An 18,793-nucleotide genomic window follows, 5' to 3' on the forward strand; every position below is an offset into this window, starting at 1 on the left:
AAACAAGCGCGCCGCCACAAAGGCCCAGAATCGCCATGCCGGTGGCCATGCCCCGCCGGTCCGGGAACCAGCGGATCAGCGTCGAGACCGGCGAGACATAGCCAAGCCCCAGACCGCAGCCCCCCAGCACGCCATAACCCAGATAGACCAGCCAGAGCTGATGGCTGGAAATCCCGAAAGAGCCGATGATAAACCCGCCCCCCCAGAGGATGGCCGCCACGACCCCAACCATACGCGGGCCGACCTCTTCCAGCCATTTGCCCGCAAAGGCGGCGGCAAGGCCCAGAAACACGATCGCCACGGAGAAGATCCACACGACCGAGCTCAGGCTCCAGTCATCCGCGCTGGAGGCCACGACGCCCAGCTCCCGGGTCAGCGGCGGGTTGAACACCGACCACGCATAGACTGAGCCAATGCAGAGGTGAATGGCGATGGAGGCCGGCGGCACCCGCCAGCGATTATACCCGGGTTCGGCGACGATATGGCTCTTGTGCAAAAAGCCCAACGCGCCCTGTGAAGCGTTACTCATTTTATCCTCCCTTGGTTATTTTCGGCAAAGCCCCCTCCGTGGGCCGCCGACGCATGCAACCGCATGCGAACCAAGAAAAAGCCGCTGACCGCTTGTCGCGTCAAGAAATATTTGTTAATTAAATCAATAGTATAATGGACATTTTCACCGGGGACATCATTACAAACCGGCGCAATCTGCCGCATTGTGACCGGCGCAGCCCGCGCCAACCTTGGGCATTTGAGACATTTTGTCCAAATCAACGGCCAGAGGATTTTCTGCACGCAAAGGCCGCTCTCGCGCGGCTCGCCGCGCTGTGACGTTTGACAGATCGCCACAGACGCGCCCGTCACCGGCTAGATCCCCCAGGCCGCGCATTTGCGATCAATGGTTTTGCGCGACACCCCCAGATGCCGTGCCGCCGCGGAGCGATTGCCGCTCAGCGCCTCCAGCGCGCGCAGGATTTCACGCTTTTCCATCTCCTCCAGCGGCGCGATATCGACCGCTTGCGCCGCCTTGCCCAAGGTCTCCAGCGGAAAACGCCCAAAGATCAGCGCGCGCTCGATGAAATTATGCAGCTCGCGGATATTGCCGGGCCAGTCATACCGCAGCATCGCAGAGCGCACCGCCGCCGACATCGCGACCTTGGGCAGGTTGAGCGCGGCGGAGATTTCGCCCTGGAACAGCTCGGCGAGCTCCAGCACATCTGCGCCACGATCCCGGAGCGGCGGCACCGCCACCTCCACCACATTGATCCGAAACAGCAGATCCTCGCGGAACCGCCCCTCCTCCACCGCCCGTTGCAGGGAACGCGTGGAGGCAATGACAAAGCGCAGGTCCAGCTGCACCGCGCGCCCGGTGCCGATGGGACGGATCACCCCATCCTCCAGCACCCGCAGCAAGGCGGTCTGCGCACCGGCGCTGAGCTCGCTGACGTCGTCCAGAAATACCGTGCCGCCCGAGGCCTGCGCCAGCAATCCTTCCCGCCCGCCCGGTGCGCCGGGGAAACTGCCGGCCCCATGGCCAAAGAGTTCGTATTCGATCACATCCGCAGGGATTGCGCCGCATTGGATGGGCACGAAGGGGGCCGTGCCGCGTCCCGAATGGCTGTGGATGTGGCGCGCCGCGACCTCCTTGCCCGCCCCGGAAGGACCGGTGATCAGGACCGGCGTGGACAGCGGCGCCACCCGTTCAAGGAGCTGTCGCACCTCGGCGATGACGTTGGACCCACCGGTCAGCTCGCGCCGACGGCCGCCACTGACCATCGTGTCCAGCTCTCGTTTCAGCAGCGCATTTTCGCGCTTCAGCAGGGCCATTTCCAGACATTTGCGGATCGCGCTGATCACCTGGTTCGCCCGAAACGGCTTGATCAGCAGATCCGAGGCCCCTGCCCGCATCGCATCAATCGCGATTTGCAGGTCCGCATAGGCGGTGATCAGCACGGTATCGGTATAGCCGCCCTTGTCGCGCTGCTCCCGCAGCCAATCCAGCCCCTTCCGCCCGGGCATGATATTGTCGAGCAGCATCACGTCATACTGGCCCGAGGACAAAAGCGCCTCTGCCGCATCGGTGTCCGCGACCTCGTCCACATGGCGGCAGATGGGTTGCAGGGTTTTCATCAGGAAATGACGCATGCCCGGCTCGTCATCGACGATCAGCACGCGCGCCAGCTGCAACGGATCGCTGACGTCAGTCACGGGGTTTAGCATGTCGCCTTCCAATCCTCCGCCCCCTCCTTGCGGCCCTGCGGGTGACGAGGCCGCCGCGCGCCGCGAGGCGCAAACAGTCTGTAAATTAGTGCAAAATTATGCATTCTTTTCGCAGAACGATAGCGCCCTCGCCAAGAGGGAAAGCGACCCAGGGTGAAAATTTCGCCTTAATAATTGATTTTACTCAGCAATTAAGAACCCTCAAAGCCCCAAACCACCAGACAGGCGAGTGCATAATTTCCACTCCGGCCTCACAAGAGGGATCAAACCCGGGTTTGTCGGCGGGCGCAAAAAAACGCCCCATCCTGTATTCAGGATGGGGCGTTCCTATCAGTGATCCGTGGCGTCACAGCACAAGGCTGCCCGACAGCAGCGGTCAGATTTACCCCCGCTGCGCCGCGCTTAGCTCTGGTTCCACTCCCGGTCGCCGTTGGCGTCTTTCACGCGCGTCGGCAGGCCGATGGTGTCGAGCAGCGCAAACAGCGGCTTGGGATCCAGCTCTTCGACATTCGACATGACGCCATTGTCATAGGTCCCATCGGCAATCAGCATCGCAACAGCCACCGGCGGCACGCCGGCGGTGTAGGAAATGCCCTGGCTGCCGACTTCTTCATAGGCTTCCTTGTGATCGGCGACGTTATAGACAAAGACCTCGACCTCTTTGCCGTCCTTGGTGCCCTTGACCAGATCGCCAATGCAGGTCTTGCCGGTATAGCCGGGCGCCAGGCTCGACGGATCCGGCAGAACCGCCTTGACCACCTTGAGCGGCACCACTTCCAAACCCTCGGCGGTGGTCACGGGCTGTTCCGAAAGAAGGCCAAGGTTTTGCAGCACCGTAAAGACGTTGATGTAGTGATCGCCAAAACCCATCCAGAACCGGATGTCGGCCTCCGGGAAATTGGCCGCGAGGGAGTGGATCTCGTCATGGCCGGACATATAGGCCTTTTGCTTGCCGACAACCGGCAGATCCCATTCGCGGCCCACTTCGAACATCTTGTTCTCTTGCCAGGCGCCCTGCTGCCAGCTGTAGACGGTGCCGGTGAACTCGCGGAAATTGATCTCGGGGTCAAAGTTGGTCGAGAAATATTTGCCGTGATCGCCCGCGTTGATATCGACGATATCGATCGAGGTCACCTCGTCCATGAACTCATCCACCGCAAAGCGGGCGAAGGCGTTGACCATGCCGGGATCGAACCCCGCACCCAGGATCGCCGTGACCCCGGCGGCGGCGCAATCATCGCGGCGCTTCCACTCGTAGTTGGCATACCAAGGCGGCGTTTCGCAGATCTTGGTCGGGTCCTCGTGGATGGCGGTGTCGATATAGGCAGCACCGGTCTGGATGCAGGCCTCCAGCACCGTCATATTCACAAAGGGCGAGCCGACATTGATGACGATCTGCGCCCCGGTGGAGGAAATCAGCGCAGCCACGGCCGCCGAATCCATCCCGTCAACAGCATGCGCCTGAAACACGCCATCCTGCTTCATTGCGCCTTTTTCATGCACGCTTTCGATAATCGCTTCACATTTTGCGACCGTCCGGCTTGCAATATGCAGATCGCCCAGAACATCGTTATTTTGGGCGCATTTATGCGCTACGACCTGTGCGACGCCACCCGCGCCAATGATAAGAACATTGCGTTTCATCTATCCAAGAGACCTCTTCTCTTTGTCATCAGGAAAGTGCGGCGGCGAAATCATCATAGTCGAAATCGCGCACCATTCGTGTGGTTCCATCCAGTTCGCGAATGGCGATGCTGGGCATCTTCACTCCGTTAAACCAGTTTTTCTTGACCATTGTGTAACCTGCCGCGTCCTGAAACGAAAGCCGATCCCCCGGTTTTAGCGGCGCATCAAAGCGAAACTCGCCAAAGATATCGCCCGCAAGGCAGGATTTGCCGCAGACCATCCAGGCCTCATCCCCGGTGTTCGGAGAGACCTTGGCCGGTTCGCGGTAAATCAGGAGATCCAGCATATGGGCCTCGATCGAGCTATCAACAATGGCCAGGTTCTTGCCGTTGTGCATGGTGTCCAGAACCGTGACCTCCAAGGTCGCCGCCCCGGTAATCGCGGCCTCGCCCGGCTCCAGATAGACCTGCACGCCGAAACGCTCGGCAAAGGCCTTGAGCCGCGCGGCAAGACGTTCCAGCGGGTAATCCGGCCCGGTAAAGTGGATACCGCCCCCAAGGCTGACCCACTCCATCTTGTGCAGGACCGTGCCGAACCGCGCCTCGATCAGGGTCAGCATCTCGTCAAAACGCTCAAAGCTGTCATTTTCACAGTTGTTGTGGAACATCAGCCCGCTGATCTGATCGGCGATGGCATCAATCGCCTCGGGGTCATGCTCGCCAAGCCGGCTGAACGGGCGCGCGGGATCGGCCAGATCAAAGCCCGAGGTCGACACCCCCGGATTGACCCGCAACCCGCGGATATGTCCTTTGGATACCTCGGAAAATCGGGTCAGCTGGCTAAAGGAGTTGAAGATGATCTTGTCGGAACAGGCCAGAACCTGTTCGATTTCATGATCCGCATAGGCCACCGAATAGGCATGGGTTTCGCCCGGAAATTTCTCACGCCCCAGGCGGACCTCGTACAAGGACGACGAGGTCGATCCATCCATATACTCAGCCATGAAATCAAAGACCGACCAGGTGGCAAAGCACTTGAGCGCCAGCAGACATTTGGCGCCGGACTCGGCCCGCAGCCTGGCGATTTTTTCCAGATTGGGCAGCAGGCGGGATTTGTCGATGAGGTAATAGGGCGTTTGCACAGCAAAACCTTTCTGTGGCTCCGAAACCACTGGCTTGGGCGTGGCGCGGGGCGGCGCAGGCCCGCCCCGATGAACTAACAGGGCGGCAGCGTCAAACCCTACTCGGGGCCGACGCGCCGCATCGCAGTGTCGCATAGAGCGGGCGCGCATAAAAGTCGAACAGAAAGCACTGCGATGGGACACCGTGCCGGCCTGGCTGATCAGCCCACCATTCCGGCGGCGCAAACACTCCCAGCGCAAGGACAGGCGCGGCGCTGCCCCCTCAGCTCAAAGCGCCGCTTTGATCTTTTCGGCGTGGGCGGCAATCGCCTCCATGTCGGCCATCTGGCCTGGCGCCCGCAGCGCCTGCCCCTCGTGCCGCGGCAGCACGTGGAAATGCAGATGGAACACCTCCTGACCGCCTGCGGCCTCGTTGAATTGCTGGATCGTCACCCCGTCCGCGCCAAAGGCCGCCTTGCTGGCCACCGCCAGTTTCTGCACCGTGCGGATAACCGTTTCCAGCTGCGCCGGAGTGGCATCCAGCATATTGCGGCAGGGGGTTTTGGGAATCACCAGCAGATGGCCATCGGCCCGCGGCATGATGTCCATAAAGGCCAGCGTCTCTTCGTCTTCATAAACACGGGTCGCAGGAATCTCGCCGCGCAGGATCTTGGCGAAAATATTGTCGGATTCATAGGCGCTCATGCTCGGGTTCTCCAATCGCATAGGGTTGGATCAGATGTTGCAGCCCCGTTCCGCGCGGTCAAGCCGCCGCAGCTTTGGGAAATGCCCGTAAAAACTCAAGGGGGCGCGACAATTATTCTTGATCCAGATCAAACTCGGCCATTGAAGGGCGTGGAATGCCACTCTAAAACCGATTTGAGACCAAGGCCGCCGGGAATCCCCCGCGCGGACCCTGAAGAGTATTAACAGGAGGCACCCAAATGGCAGACGCAGCCATTCAAGGTCACGGCCACGAGGACGAGCGCAGTTTCTTCCAGCGCTGGTTCATGAGCACGAACCACAAGGATATCGGTATTCTCTACCTGATCGTTTCGGCGCTCGCAGGTTTGGTATCCGTCATTTTCACCGTTTTCATGCGGATAGAGCTGATGGAACCCGGCGTTCAGCACATGTGCCTTGAAGGTGCACGTCTGTTCGCGGATGCATCTGCCGAATGTACGCCCAACGGTCACCTCTGGAACGTGCTGATCACCGCACATGGCATCCTGATGATGTTCTTTGTTGTGATCCCGGCGCTGTTTGGCGGCTTTGGCAACTACTTCATGCCGCTGCAAATCGGTGCGCCGGACATGGCGTTCCCGCGGATGAACAACCTCAGCTTCTGGATGTATGTCGCCGGCACGCTGCTGGCGGTCTGCTCCGTCTGGGCGCCCGGCGGTGACAACCAGCTCGGCTCCGGCATCGGCTGGGTTCTCTACCCGCCGCTCTCGGTCAAGGAAGGCGGCTATTCCACCGACCTCGCGATCTTTGCGGTTCACGTCTCCGGTGCCTCGTCGATCCTCGGCGCGATCAACATGATCACCACCTTCCTGAACATGCGTGCCCCCGGCATGACCCTGTTCAAGGTGCCGCTGTTCAGCTGGTCGATCTTCGTCACCTCCTGGCTGATCCTGCTGTCCCTGCCGGTTCTGGCGGGCGCGATCACCATGCTGCTGATGGACCGTAACTTCGGCTTCACCTTCTTTGATGCTGCTGGCGGCGGTGACCCGATCCTCTATCAGCACATCCTGTGGTTCTTTGGTCACCCCGAAGTCTACATCGTGATCCTGCCGGGCTTTGGTATCATTTCCCACGTGATCGCCACCTTCTCGCGCAAGCCGGTCTTCGGTTACCTGCCGATGGTCTGGGCGATCATCGCGATCGGTGTTCTGGGCTTCGTCGTTTGGGCGCACCACATGTACACCGTCGGCATGAGCCTCAACCAACAGGCCTACTTCATGCTCGCCACCATGGTGATCGCGGTTCCGACCGGCGTGAAGGTGTTCTCCTGGATCGCCACCATGTGGGGCGGCTCCATCGAGTTCAAAGCCCCGATGATGTTCGCCTTCGGCTTCCTCTTCCTGTTCACCGTTGGTGGTGTGACCGGTGTGGTTCTGTCCCAGGCTGCCGTCGACCGCGCCTATCATGACACCTATTATGTGGTGGCACACTTCCACTACGTGATGTCGCTTGGTGCGGTGTTTGCGATCTTTGCCGGTATCTACTTCTACTTCGGCAAGATCACGGGCAAGCAATACAACGAGCTGGGCGCCCAGATCCATTTCTGGATGTTCTTCATCGGCGCCAACCTGACCTTCTTCCCGCAGCACTTCCTGGGTCGTCAGGGCATGCCCCGTCGTTACATCGACTACCCCGAAGGCTTTGCCTACTGGAACAAGATCTCCTCCTACGGCGCGTTCCTTTCCTTTGCATCGTTCCTGCTGTTCTTCGGCGTGGTGATCTACTCGCTGCTGCGCGGCGCTCGCATCACCCAGAACAACTACTGGAACGAATATGCAGACACGCTGGAATGGACCCTGCCCTGCCCGCCGCCGGAGCACACCTTCGAGCAGCTTCCCAAGCAGGAAGACTGGGACAAGGGCCACGCGCATTAAGCGCCTCTGCCTGACCTGACCTCTCAAGCGCCCCGGAGCCCCCGCTCTGGGGCGTTTTCTTTTCCCCCAAAGCGCCCGGCGGCATGCGGCGGCAGAGCCCCTCGACAAGCCACGCGCCGCCGATAATATGCGCCGCATGCCCTATGACTGGATCCATCCCCCCAGCGATCACACTGGCGAGCTGCACCTCTGGCCGCATCAGTCGCTCGCACCCGAAGGCTACGTGCGCTTTCTGGCGGTCACCGCTGCGCTGATCACCCTGCCGCTGCTGCCGCTGATCGGCACGCCGCTGTTCTGGGGGCTGTTGCCCTTCCTGCTGCTGGCGGTCCTGGGCATGAAATTCGCGCTGGATCGCAATCGCCGCAATGCCCAGGTGCTGGAGATGCTGCGCCTCGGCCCGCAAGATGCCGAGCTGATTCGCCGCGACGGGCGCGGAAGGGAACAGACCTGGCGTTGCAACCGCCACTGGGCCCAGGTCACCCTACACGCGCAGGATGGGCCGGTGCCAAATTACATCACCCTGCGCGGAGCCGGCCGCGAGGTGGAGATCGGCGCCTTTCTCTCCGAGGACGAGCGCAAACAGCTCTACAGCGACCTGCGCCAGGCCCTGCCCCAGGCCAACGCACCCGCAACCGAAGCATAAAAAACCCCGGCCTCTGACCAGAGCACCGGGGGTCTTTCATCTTTTCATAAATATCCGCGCCGCAGGCAGGGCGCGCTGGCGCCCGGAGCCTCAGCAGCCGCCAGCGCTACAGAGCTGATCCTTCACCATCGGGCCAACTTTGCCAAAATCCATCTGGCCGGTGTATTTCGCCTTTAGCGCGCCCATCACCTTGCCCATGTCGCGGATCGATTCGGCACCGGTCTCGCTCACCGCGGTCTTGACGGCGTTCGAAATCTCATCCTCCGACAATTGCTTGGGCAGGAACTCCTCGATGATGGCGATCTCGCTTGTCTCGCGCTCCGCCAGATCCAGCCGCCCGCCTTCCTCGTAGGCGCGCGCGCTTTCCTTTCGTTGTTTGGTCATTTTGCCAAGGATGGCCAGGATTTCATCATCGCCGATCCCACCCTCTTCGCCGTCACCCCGCGCTGCAATCTCGCGGTCCTTGATGGCGGCATTGATCAGGCGCAGCGTACAAAGGCGATCTGTTGCCTTGTCCTTCATTGCCTGCTTGAGGGCCGAATTGACCCGGTCTCGCGTATCCATGTGCTCTCTTCGTCCATGTGGAACAAGAACACGAACTCTTAATCAAATTGCCAGGTATTTTCAAGATCCCCGATCCACCGCGCCCCCGGCCCCTTTTCCGCCCCGAAAAGCCGGAGTTCTGCGCTTGACCCCATGTCGCAGCGCCCCTATTTATGCGCGAATTTTGCCCGCATGGAGAGTCGCGTCATGGTCGATACCACATCGCCGAAGCCCACCGCTTGTCTGGCCCTTGCTGATGGCACCGTGTTCTATGGACACGGGTTTGGCGCCACCGGGCGATGCGTGGCCGAACTGTGCTTCAACACCGCCATGACCGGCTATCAGGAGATCATGACCGATCCCTCCTACGCCGGCCAGATCGTCACCTTCACCTTCCCGCATATCGGCAATACCGGCGTCACCCCCGAGGATGACGAAACCGGCGATCCGGTGGCGGCCGGCATGGTGGTCAAATGGGACCCCACGTTGGCCTCCAACTGGCGCGCCACCGAAGAGCTGAAAGCCTGGCTCACCCGCACCGGCCGGATCGCGATCGGCGGCATTGATACCCGCCGCCTGACCCGCGCGATCCGCCAGCTCGGCGCGCCGCATGTGGCGCTGGAGCATAACCCCGACGGCGTATTCGACCTTGAAAAGCTGGTCGCCGAGGCCCGCGCCTGGCCCGGGCTTGAGGGCATGGATCTCGCCAAGGAGGTCTCCTGCACCCAGAGCTACCGCTGGGACGAGATGCGGTGGGCCTGGCCCGAGGGCTACAGCCGGCAAGAGGCCCCCAAACACAAGGTTGTGGCGGTCGACTATGGCGCCAAACGCAACATTCTGCGCTGTCTTGCCTCGGCGGGCTGCGACGTCACCGTGCTGCCTGCCACCGCCACCGCGGCCGAGGTGCTGGCGCATGAGCCCGATGGCGTGTTCCTCTCCAATGGTCCCGGCGACCCGGCAGCGACCGGCGAATATGCGGTGCCGATGATCAAGGACATCCTTGAGAAGACCGACTTGCCTGTCTTTGGCATTTGTCTCGGTCACCAAATGCTGGCGCTCGCCCTGGGCGGCAAAACGGTCAAGATGAACCACGGCCACCATGGCGCCAACCACCCGGTGAAGGAAAACGCCACCGGCAAGGTCGAGATCACCTCGATGAACCACGGCTTTGCGGTTGATGCGCAAAGCCTGCCGGACGGGGTGGAAGAAACCCATGTATCGCTGTTTGACGGCTCCAACTGCGGCATTCGCATGACTGGCCGTCCGGTGTTCTCGGTGCAGCAGCACCCCGAGGCCAGCCCCGGCCCGCAGGACAGCTATTACCTGTTTGAACGCTTCGCCGACGCGATGGCCGCCCGCAAGAGCGCCTGACGATACACCCTTAAGAGCCGATCTGGCTGCTCTGGCCAGCCCGGCTCTTACGGATGATTAACTTTGTCTCGCCGCGATGCCCTGCTAGCCATGAGCTATGGGCAAAGACCAATTGGATTTGCACAGGCATAGCCGCGTGCTCTATCGTCGCCCGCACCCCGCTCGCGGGGAGCGGCGCCTGCGCGACTCCCCGGATCTTTCCGACCTGCACCAACAACACCTCGACAATATCGCCCGGCTGGAGGCGATGCGGGTTGCCCCGGCGGGGACCCCCGCCGCCCATGCGCCGCGCGCCGACCTGCTGGCGGTGCGCCCGCCTGCCTTCTGGCTGCGCCATCAGGCCATGCCGATCGACCGACTTGGCCGCAGCGCCATGGTGCTCCTTGCCGACCCCGGCCTCTTGCCCGCGCTTCAAAAGGGACTGTCAGAGCATCTCGACGATCTGATCCCGGTGCCCGCCCCCGCCGATCACATCGAGGCCAGCCTGACGCGCTATTTCCGAACCCAGATGACCCGGGGCGCCGCCCGCAGCGTTCCCGCCGCGATGAGCTGCCGCAGCTTTGACAACAAGCGGGCGCAGGCCCCGGCGGTGTTTGTGCTCATGCTGATCGTGCTGGGCCTGCTGAGCGCCCCCGCGCTGATGACAACACTGCTGTCGGGGCTGACCCTGCTCACGCTGCTGGCCTTTACGCTTCTGCGGGCCACCGGCCTGCTGGCAGCGGCCCGCCTGCCCCAGACCGCGCCGGATCCCCCCACCACCCCGCCAGAAGAGCTGCCGCTGATTTCCGTGATGGTGCCGCTCTATCGCGAGGCAGAAATCGGTCGCCACCTGTTGCGCCGCCTGTGTCGGCTGACCTACCCGCGCCACCGGATGGAGGTTCTCCTGGTGTTGGAAGAACAGGACGAGGTCACCCGCCATGCGGTTAAATGCGCCGATCTGCCGGATTGGTTCCGGGTGATCGAGGTGCCACGCGACGGCCCGCTGACCACCAAACCCCGCGCCATGAACTATGCGCTCAACTTCTGTCACGGCGACATCATCGGGATCTGGGACGCCGAGGACGCACCGGAACCCGATCAGCTGGAACGGGTCGCCGCCGCCTTTGCCAAGGCCCAGCCCAGGGTCGCCTGTCTGCAAGGTGTGCTTGATTTCTATAACCCGGACCGCAACTGGATCTCGCGCTGTTTCACGCTGGAATATGCCGGCTGGTTCCGGGTGCTGTTGCAGGGGATCGCGGGGCTGCGGCTGGTGGTGCCGCTTGGCGGAACCACGCTGTTTGTGCGCCGCGTCGCGCTGGACTCCCTCGGCGCCTGGGATGCCCATAACGTCACCGAGGACGCGGACCTCGGCGTGCGCCTCGCCCGCGCCGGCTATCACACAGAGATGCTGCCAACCGCCACCTATGAGGAAGCCAACAGTCAGATCCTGCCCTGGATCAAACAGCGCTCCCGCTGGCTGAAGGGGTTCATGATGACCTATATGGTCCACATGCGCCGCCCTCGGCGCCTGTTCACGGATTTGGGCTGCGCGCGCTTTCTGGGCTTTCAGGCCTTCTTCCTCGGCACCATCGGGCAATTCCTGCTGGCGCCGGTGCTCTGGAGCTTCTGGCTGATCGCGCTTGGCCTGCCGCACCCCAGCGCGCCGCTGCTGTCGCCGCCGCTGCTGATCCTCGCGGCAACCAGCCTGATCCTCTTTGAGGCGCTCAATATCTGCGTCTGGATTGTCGGCGCCCGGGCCTCGGGGCGGCCCCGGCTGGCGTTTTGGGCGCCTATGATGCCGATCTATTTCCTGATGGGATGTCTTGCCGCCTACAAGGCCCTTTGGGAGGTCTTTGTCGCGCCGTTCTTCTGGGACAAGACCGCCCATGGCGACCACGGCGGCACCTCGGGCGGCTAGGCCCGCCTCTCGGCGCGCGCCTCAGTTGCCGCGCGCACCTGCGTCCTGCTTCAGCCGCGTGGTAAAGGCCACCGAGATATGATCCTTCAGCGCCCGCCCGGCAGCGGCCTCGTCGCGGTTGGCAATGGCCGAAACGATCGCCAGATGCTCCTCCTGCGCGATCCGGCCCCGCCCCTCCGCGGCCAGCGAGGTTGTCGCCATCAGGGCCATGGAGCGATGCACCAGATCCAGCTGCTGCACCAGATAGCGGTTGTGCGAGGCCAGATGGATCTGCTGGTGAAACCGCCGGTTCGCCTTGGCCAGCGCCACCGGATCATCGACCAGCGCATCATCCGCCGCAACCATGTCGCGCAGCACCTGGACCTCTTCCTCGGTGGCATGGCGTGCCGCAAGCGAGGCCGCCAGCCCCTCCAGCTCGCGCCGCACCACATAGAGCTCCGCCATCTGGTTGTGGTTCAGCGAGGCCACAATCAGCGAGCGGCCATCGCGTTCCAGCAGGCTCTGGGTTTCCAGCCGTTGCAGGGCCTCGCGGATCGGCGTCCGCGACACCCCGAAGCGCTCCGCCAGATCGCTTTCCACCAAGCGGTCACCGGGCTTGAATTCGCCCACGTCAATGGCATCCAGGATCAGCCCATAGGCATCTTTCTGCGTGCTGCTCTTAATCTGGCTCATTGGCCTGTGACCTCCCTTGCGTCTGAACTGTCTACGCCCTGCCCCCCCGCCGATCAAGCCCGGGGTCCATGCGCCACTTGGCCAAGGTCTTTTCCACCATTGCAAATTTCAGCGCAGCCCCCTAGGTCTGCGCCATGGTCAAGCAATCTTTCACGCATGTCGAACACTGGGTGTTCGATCTCGACAATACGCTCTATCCGCCCTCTGCCCGGCTGTTCGACCAGATCGAGGCAAAGATGATCGCCTATGTGATGGAACAGCTGGGCGTGGATCGCGCCGAAGCCGACCAGCTGCGCGGCGATTACTGGCGCAACCACGGCACCACGCTGGCGGGGCTCATGCAGCATCATGACCTCGACCCGGATCCGTTTCTGGTGGCGGTGCATGATATCTCGCTGGATCATCTGGACCCCGACCCGGCGCTCGCCGACCATATTTCCGCGCTGCCGGGGCGCAAGATCGTCTATACCAATGGCTCCGCCCCTTATGCCGAACGCGTGCTGGCCGCGCGCGGCCTCACGGGCCTGTTTGACGGCATCTACGGCGTCGAACACGCCGCCTATCGCCCCAAACCCGAGCGCAGCGCCTTTGAGCGCGTCTTTGCGCTGGCTGGCGTCGATACCACCAGGGCCGCGATGTTTGAGGATGATCCGCGCAACCTCAGCGCGCCGCATGCGATGGGAATGCGCACCGTGCATGTCGCGCCCGAGGCCTACGTGGGCGATCACATCCATCACCACACGGTGGATCTGACCGATTTCCTCGCGCAACTGCGGTAGCCTGTCGCAGCGGCAAAATGCGCATGTCAGCCACATGTTTCCAACCCTATATCGCAGGTTGGAAACGACACGACGGAGCCTGACATGACCGCCTATACCCTGCCCCCGAAATTGAGCCCCTTTGAGCGCATCGTCTTTCGCCTGCCCCTGATCGGGCGCATCTGGAAAGAGGTGAGCTATGGCGACGCGCACAATATCTACTATGCCATCGCCAGTTTCGTCAGCCTCTGGGGCATTCTGGTGATGCTCTTTGGCCTGCCGGGTCTCTATTTGCCTGCCGTGGCAATGGTGCCGGTGATGTTTGTGATCCTGGTGCTGATCTCGCGCGGCTAATCCCCCTGCGGCAGCGCGCCGCTTGTCTTTCCCCTGCTTCGCGCCCTATGTCCCATGGGGAGTACAGATGCGAGGCAGGGGCGATGAGCGAGACATGTGATATCCTGATTTCGGGCGGCGGCATTGCCGGGCTGACGGCTGCGGCGACATTTGCCGCCAAGGGCTTTTCGGTCATCTGCGTGGATCCCACCGCCCCGATCACCAACCGCGAGGACGAGGGCGCGGATCTGCGCACCACCGCGTTTTTGCAACCGGCCAAAACACTGCTGGAGGAAGCCGGGCTCTGGACCCGCTTGGCGCCTCATGCCGCGCCCTTGCAGATCATGCGCATCATCGACGCGGGTGGCGAGGTGCCGGAACCCCGCATCGTGCGCGAATTCAATGCGGCGGAAATCTCGGATCTGCCCTTTGGCTGGAACCTGCCCAACTGGCTGTTGCGCCGGGAAATGCTGGCGCGCATCGGCGAGCTGGCCAATGTGGACTTCCGTCCCGGCCTGGGCAGCAAATCCCTTTTCACCCGCACCAATGACGCCCGCGTCACCCTGAGCGATGGCAGCCGCATCCGCTGCAAGCTGGTGCTGGCCTGCGACGGGCGCAATTCGCCCATGCGCGAGGCCGCCCGCATTCCGGTGCAGACCACCCGCTATGGCCAAAAGGCGCTGGCCTTTGCCGTCACCCACGATCTGCCGCACGAAAATGTCTCCACCGAGATCCACCGCTCCGGCGGCCCCTTCACGCTGGTGCCGCTGCCCGATCGTGACGGGCAATCCTGCTCCGCCATTGTCTGGATGGAAACCAATGCCAATGCCGATCGCCTTGCCACTTTGGATGACGCGGCCTTTGAGGCAGAGATGAACATCCGCTCCTGCGGTGTGCTGGGAGTATTGAAACTGGCCTCGCGCCGCACCCTTTGGCCGATCATCAGCCAACGGGCCGAGCGGCTGGCGGCGGAGCGGCTGGCGCTGATGGCCGAGGCGGCCCATGTGGTGCCTCCGATCGGCGCGCAGGGGCTCAATATGTCGCTCTCGGATCTGCGGGTTCTGCTGGACCTCGCCGAAGCGCGCCCCGAAGGTCTGGGCGATCAGGCGATGCTCGACGCCTATGACAAGGCCCGCCACGGCGATATCAAGCTGCGGGTCAGCGGCATTGATCTCTTGAACCGGGCCTCGATGATCGAGGCCCGCCCGCTGCGCGATCTGCGTGCCGGGGGGCTGAGTGCACTCTATTCCCTGCCGCAGGTGCGGCGCATGCTGATGCAGATGGGGCTTGGGGTGCGCTAAGAGCGCAATATGGGCTTGCCCTCGGGGGCAAGCCTGCGCCTCCGGCGGAGGTATTTTCAGCAAGATGACGCGCAAAAGCCGCGACGGGCCGTCCGCGAACGCTGCCCCTTTGGGTTGGTATCGACTCACTGCGCCCTTTCGCCTTATGATACAGGCAAATCGAGCCATGCGCTTCCGTGTCAAAACGGACAGTTGTTCACAGACAACGCCCACGGAAACCAAGAAAGTTAGACGATGAGAGTTGGGGTATTTGCCGTATTCGGCGCTGACGTGGCAGCGGATGCTGGCGTCGGAACCAATAGCAACGGCGGCACGAACGGCCAGGGCTCCGCCACGATCAGCGGCGGGCGGCAGGTGTTCGAGGCCGATGACGTTGTGCTCGTCGAGGTGAAAAGGATCACCCGTGATGGCCAGATCGGCAACCAGAGTGCCGTTTCCGATGTGACCGTCTTTGACAGTCTTGAGGATTACCAGGCCTGGCAGGACACCGGTGATGACAGCCTGATCAAATATAACTACGCGCCGCAAAACCCCGGCCAGACCGCAAACGTGCAGTCCGATCTTTCGGGCCTTGGCGACGGGTATGTAAAATTTAACTCAAATGTTCTGCTGCCGCAGGACGGCGGCCCCTCACTTGGCGGCTCCTTGATTGTGGCACCGGGCACCAACATCGGCGTTAACGGCGGCGCGCCGGTGCAGCTTGACCATGTGCAGGATTTTGACCTCAACCACGATGGCGACACCGATGATGCGGTCGAGGCCGGCGACGGGATGTTCTTTGTGGGCGACTACGTCTCCTCGGTCACGCCGATCTGTTTTATGCGCGGCACCCTGATCGCAACCGCCACCGGCCAACGTCCGATCGAAAGCCTGCGGCCCGGCGATCTGGTGCAGACCCTCGACAATGGGCTCCAGCCGCTGCGCTGGGTCGGCTGTCGCGGCGCCATCGGCATGAATGACAACGCCCCCATCCATTTCGCGACCGGCAGCATCGGCAACCATAGCCCTCTGGCCGTTTCGCCGAACCACCGGGTGCTGAAACGCTGCGCCCTTGCAGAGCTGCTTTGGGGCGACAGCGACGTTCTGGTCGCGGCGAAATTCCTGGTGGGCCAGCCGGGGGTCGAAGAGCGGCCGGTCGGGCTGGTTTTTTATCACCACCTGATGTTTGACCGGCACGAGATCGTCCTGGCCAATGGCGCCCTCTGCGAGAGCCTGTTGCCGGATCGCGCCCATCTGCATCCCTTTGCCGCCCGCAGCCAGCTCGGCGATCTGCCCGATGCGCCGCAAGCCGCGCGCCGGACGCTGTATCGCCACGAGGTCGCGCTGCTCGCGGATGCGCTTTAGGCTCAGGACCCGTCCAGCGGCCCCGGGCGGCGCTCTTCGGACAACAGCACATTGGCATCCACATTGCCCACCCCGGGCAATGTCATGACCCGGCGCCGCAGCACGCGTTCAAAATCGGCAATGTCGCGCGCCACCACCCGCAGCCGGTAATCATAAAGCCCCAGCACATGTTCAACGGTCTGCACCTCGGGAATGGCCGAAACCGCGCGTTCAAAATCATCAAGGCTCACCCGCCCCTTGGTCGCCAGCTTGATGCCCAGAAACACCGTGACCCCAAAGCCGAGCTTTTCGGTATCCAGATCCAGCACCCGATGCGACAGGATCCCCGCCTCCTCCAGCCGCTTGATCCGCCGCCATGTGGCTGGCTGGCTCAGACCAAGGCTGCGCCCCAGGGCCCCCGCCGTCTGGCTGGCATCCTCAGAGAGGGCGCGCAACAACGCCATGTCGATCTGATCCAACCCCGTCATAGCGGCAAGCCACTGCTGGTCTTGATCCGAGCCACATGCATCAGCGCTTCGATATCGGCGATATTGGGCAATTGCAGGATACGCTCGCGGTAGAGCGCCTGATAATGCGGCATGTCGCGCGCAATCACGCTGAGCCGCACATCGACCTGGCCCAGAAAGGTCTGGATCTCCAGCACCTCGGGGATCTCGCGGGCGGCGGGGATGAATTCGTCAAAGGCGCGCGGATTGGTCTTGTCCAGCGTCACCCGCAGCGACACTTCCACCGCATAGCCGAGTGCCGGCCAGTCGATCACCGCGCGGCTGCCCTTGACGACGCCACTCTCGCGCAGCTTTTCCAGCCGCCGCGACAGGCGCGAAGCCGTGAGCCCCAGCCGGTCCGCCAGATCCGGCAGCGACTGGCCCGGCTCACCCTGCAAATTGCGTAATATTCGTCGATCCAGATCATCAAGCATGAAACGAACATTAATCAAATATTTGGCGAATATCTATCGCGAAAATAGGTGAATATTCGCCACAATCCCCCTCGCACTCCCGCCTGTCCCGCCTATGATCGCCCTCAGACATCAACTCGACGAAGGATAATTCCGATGCGTGTGTATTACGACCGCGATTGCGACGTGAACCTGATCAAGGAAAAGAAAGTGGCCATCCTGGGCTACGGCTCTCAAGGTCACGCGCATGCGCTGAACCTGCGTGACTCGGGTGCAAAAAACCTCGTCATCGCGCTGCGCGAAGGCTCCCCCTCCGCCAAAAAAGCCGAAGGCGAAGGCCTGACCGTCATGGGCATCGCCGAAGCGGCAGCCTGGTGTGACGTGATCATGTTCACCATGCCCGACGAGCTGCAAGCCGAGACCTACAAGAAATACGTCCACGACAACATCAAACCCGGCGCAGCAATCGCATTCGCCCACGGTCTGAACGTGCACTTCGGCCTGATCGAGCCGAAAGAAGGCGTCGACGTCATCATGATGGCGCCCAAAGGCCCCGGCCACACCGTGCGCGGCGAATACACCAAAGGCGGCGGCGTGCCCTGCCTCGTCGCGGTTGACAAAGACGCCTCCGGCTCGGCGCTGGAAATCGGCCTGTCCTATTGCTCCGCCATCGGTGGCGGCCGCTCCGGCATCATCGAGACCAACTTCCGCGAAGAATGCGAAACCGACCTGTTCGGCGAACAAGCCGTTCTCTGCGGTGGCCTGGTCGAGCTGATCCGCTGCGGCTTTGAAACCCTGGTCGAGGCCGGTTACGCGCCGGAAATGGCCTATTTCGAGTGCCTGCACGAAGTGAAGCTGATCGTGGACCTGATCTATGAAGGCGGCATCGCCAACATGGACTACTCGATCTCCAACACTGCGGAATACGGTCAATATGTCACCGGCCCGCGCATCCTGAAGTACGACGAAACCAAAGCCCGCATGAAAGAGGTCCTGGCCGACATCCAGCAGGGCAAATTCGTGCGCGACTTCATGCTGGAAAACGCCGTGGGTCAGCCCACCATCAAAGCGTCGCGTCGTGCCAACGACGAGCATATGATCGAGGCCACCGGCGCCAAGCTGCGTGAAATGATGCCCTGGATCTCTGCCGGTAAAATGGTCGACAAGTCCAAGAACTAAGAGCCTCGCGGGCGCGCCCGCGCCCGGTTCTCTGCAAGGCGCTTCGGATCTCCCGGAGCGCCTTTTTCGTTTCAATTTTCGCCTTGCAAACAATCACTTCGCCAACCACCAAAGCAATTGCGCTTGACCTTTCCAGGGCCGCGCGCTCTTGTCCGCGCAACAAGGAAGGACGCCCGGATGCCAGAGATTTCACCACGCTATTGGGTTATGGTCGCGGCCCTCGGGGTGACCTGGGGCGGCACTTTCATGGTGATCGAACTCGCGCTACAGGGC

The 18,793-nt window shown here is 62.2% G+C and carries 18 protein-coding genes; 9 read left to right on the forward strand and 9 right to left on the reverse strand.

Features of this window, described 5'->3' with window-relative positions; genetic code table 11:
* The 5 genes from HCZ87_RS13985 to HCZ87_RS14005 all read right to left on the reverse strand — a co-directional run.
* Positions 1-529, reverse strand: a 529-nt coding sequence (locus HCZ87_RS13985) for an MFS transporter (RefSeq protein ID WP_167644541.1), incomplete at its 3' end; no start/stop codon positions are given.
* Positions 530-864: 335 nt separating this feature from the next.
* Positions 865-2,217, reverse strand: coding sequence for a sigma-54 dependent transcriptional regulator (locus HCZ87_RS13990; RefSeq protein WP_167644542.1), 1,353 nt, complete (start codon positions 2,215-2,217; stop codon positions 865-867).
* Between the two features lie 402 nt (positions 2,218-2,619).
* Positions 2,620-3,861, reverse strand: coding sequence for a saccharopine dehydrogenase family protein (locus tag HCZ87_RS13995; RefSeq protein WP_167644544.1), 1,242 nt, complete (start codon positions 3,859-3,861; stop codon positions 2,620-2,622).
* A gap of 28 nt (positions 3,862-3,889) precedes the next feature.
* A complete protein-coding gene (locus HCZ87_RS14000; RefSeq protein ID WP_167644546.1) occupies positions 3,890-4,984 on the reverse strand; it encodes a carboxynorspermidine decarboxylase in 1,095 nt (364 codons plus the stop codon).
* Between the two features lie 267 nt (positions 4,985-5,251).
* Positions 5,252-5,668, reverse strand: a complete 417-nt coding sequence (locus tag HCZ87_RS14005; protein ID WP_167644548.1) for an HIT family protein — start codon at positions 5,666-5,668, stop codon at positions 5,252-5,254.
* Between the two features lie 239 nt (positions 5,669-5,907).
* On the opposite strand from HCZ87_RS14005, the gene ctaD reads away from it, so the two are divergent.
* Both ctaD and HCZ87_RS14015 read left to right on the forward strand, forming a co-directional pair.
* Positions 5,908-7,581, forward strand: a complete 1,674-nt coding sequence (gene ctaD, locus HCZ87_RS14010; RefSeq protein WP_167644550.1) for a cytochrome c oxidase subunit I — start codon at positions 5,908-5,910, stop codon at positions 7,579-7,581.
* A 136-nt stretch (positions 7,582-7,717) separates the two neighbouring features.
* Positions 7,718-8,224: a DUF2244 domain-containing protein gene (locus HCZ87_RS14015; RefSeq protein ID WP_175582269.1), complete on the forward strand. Its 507-nt coding sequence runs from the start codon at positions 7,718-7,720 to the stop codon at positions 8,222-8,224.
* 90 nt (positions 8,225-8,314) lie between these two features.
* On the opposite strand, the gene HCZ87_RS14020 is transcribed toward HCZ87_RS14015, so the two are convergent.
* Positions 8,315-8,788 carry a GatB/YqeY domain-containing protein gene (locus HCZ87_RS14020; RefSeq protein ID WP_167644554.1) on the reverse strand — a complete coding sequence of 158 codons (474 nt, stop codon included), beginning with the start codon at positions 8,786-8,788 and terminating at the stop codon, positions 8,315-8,317.
* Positions 8,789-8,974: 186 nt separating this feature from the next.
* Here HCZ87_RS14020 and carA point away from each other — a divergent pair, with 186 nt between their 5' ends.
* A complete protein-coding gene (gene carA, locus HCZ87_RS14025; protein WP_167644556.1) occupies positions 8,975-10,138 on the forward strand; it encodes a glutamine-hydrolyzing carbamoyl-phosphate synthase small subunit in 1,164 nt (387 codons plus the stop codon).
* 136 nt (positions 10,139-10,274) lie between these two features.
* On the forward strand, positions 10,275-12,035 hold the full coding sequence (locus tag HCZ87_RS14030) for a glycosyltransferase (protein WP_368484132.1): 1,761 nt from the start codon (positions 10,275-10,277) through the stop codon (positions 12,033-12,035).
* Positions 12,036-12,056: 21 nt separating this feature from the next.
* Here the strand turns inward: HCZ87_RS14030 and HCZ87_RS14035 are convergent, their stop codons facing one another.
* Positions 12,057-12,707 carry a GntR family transcriptional regulator gene (locus HCZ87_RS14035; protein WP_167644560.1) on the reverse strand — a complete coding sequence of 217 codons (651 nt, stop codon included), beginning with the start codon at positions 12,705-12,707 and terminating at the stop codon, positions 12,057-12,059.
* 134 nt (positions 12,708-12,841) lie between these two features.
* Here HCZ87_RS14035 and HCZ87_RS14040 point away from each other — a divergent pair, with 134 nt between their 5' ends.
* The 4 genes from HCZ87_RS14040 to HCZ87_RS14055 all read left to right on the forward strand — a co-directional run bounded on the left by HCZ87_RS14040 (position 12,842) and on the right by HCZ87_RS14055 (position 16,443).
* Positions 12,842-13,486 (forward strand): pyrimidine 5'-nucleotidase, encoded by a 645-nt coding sequence (locus tag HCZ87_RS14040; protein WP_167644562.1) that lies wholly within the window; start codon positions 12,842-12,844, stop codon positions 13,484-13,486.
* An 84-nt stretch (positions 13,487-13,570) separates the two neighbouring features.
* On the forward strand, positions 13,571-13,819 hold the full coding sequence (locus tag HCZ87_RS14045; RefSeq protein ID WP_167644564.1) for a hypothetical protein: 249 nt from the start codon (positions 13,571-13,573) through the stop codon (positions 13,817-13,819).
* Positions 13,820-13,902: 83 nt separating this feature from the next.
* Positions 13,903-15,099 carry a UbiH/UbiF family hydroxylase gene (locus HCZ87_RS14050; RefSeq protein WP_167644566.1) on the forward strand — a complete coding sequence of 399 codons (1,197 nt, stop codon included), beginning with the start codon at positions 13,903-13,905 and terminating at the stop codon, positions 15,097-15,099.
* A 234-nt stretch (positions 15,100-15,333) separates the two neighbouring features.
* Complete coding sequence (locus HCZ87_RS14055; RefSeq protein ID WP_167644568.1) at positions 15,334-16,443, forward strand: Hint domain-containing protein; 1,110 nt, start codon at positions 15,334-15,336, stop codon at positions 16,441-16,443.
* Between the two features lie 2 nt (positions 16,444-16,445).
* Here HCZ87_RS14055 and HCZ87_RS14060 read toward each other — a convergent pair whose 3' ends face one another.
* Both HCZ87_RS14060 and HCZ87_RS14065 read right to left on the reverse strand, forming a co-directional pair.
* On the reverse strand, positions 16,446-16,910 hold the full coding sequence (locus tag HCZ87_RS14060) for an Lrp/AsnC family transcriptional regulator (RefSeq protein ID WP_167644570.1): 465 nt from the start codon (positions 16,908-16,910) through the stop codon (positions 16,446-16,448).
* Positions 16,907-17,362, reverse strand: a complete 456-nt coding sequence (locus tag HCZ87_RS14065) for an Lrp/AsnC family transcriptional regulator (protein WP_167644572.1) — start codon at positions 17,360-17,362, stop codon at positions 16,907-16,909. Before HCZ87_RS14065 ends, HCZ87_RS14060 begins: the two co-directional genes overlap by 4 nt.
* A 135-nt stretch (positions 17,363-17,497) precedes the next feature.
* Here HCZ87_RS14065 and ilvC point away from each other — a divergent pair, with 135 nt between their 5' ends.
* The gene (gene ilvC / locus HCZ87_RS14070; RefSeq protein WP_167644574.1) at positions 17,498-18,520 is read left to right on the forward strand and encodes a ketol-acid reductoisomerase; all 1,023 of its coding nucleotides are present in this window, start codon (positions 17,498-17,500) and stop codon (positions 18,518-18,520) included.
* Positions 18,521-18,793: the final 273 nt, after the last annotated feature.

This window comes from Phaeobacter sp. HF9A, assembly GCF_011806385.1.
In the GTDB taxonomy this organism is placed as follows: domain Bacteria; phylum Pseudomonadota; class Alphaproteobacteria; order Rhodobacterales; family Rhodobacteraceae; genus Epibacterium.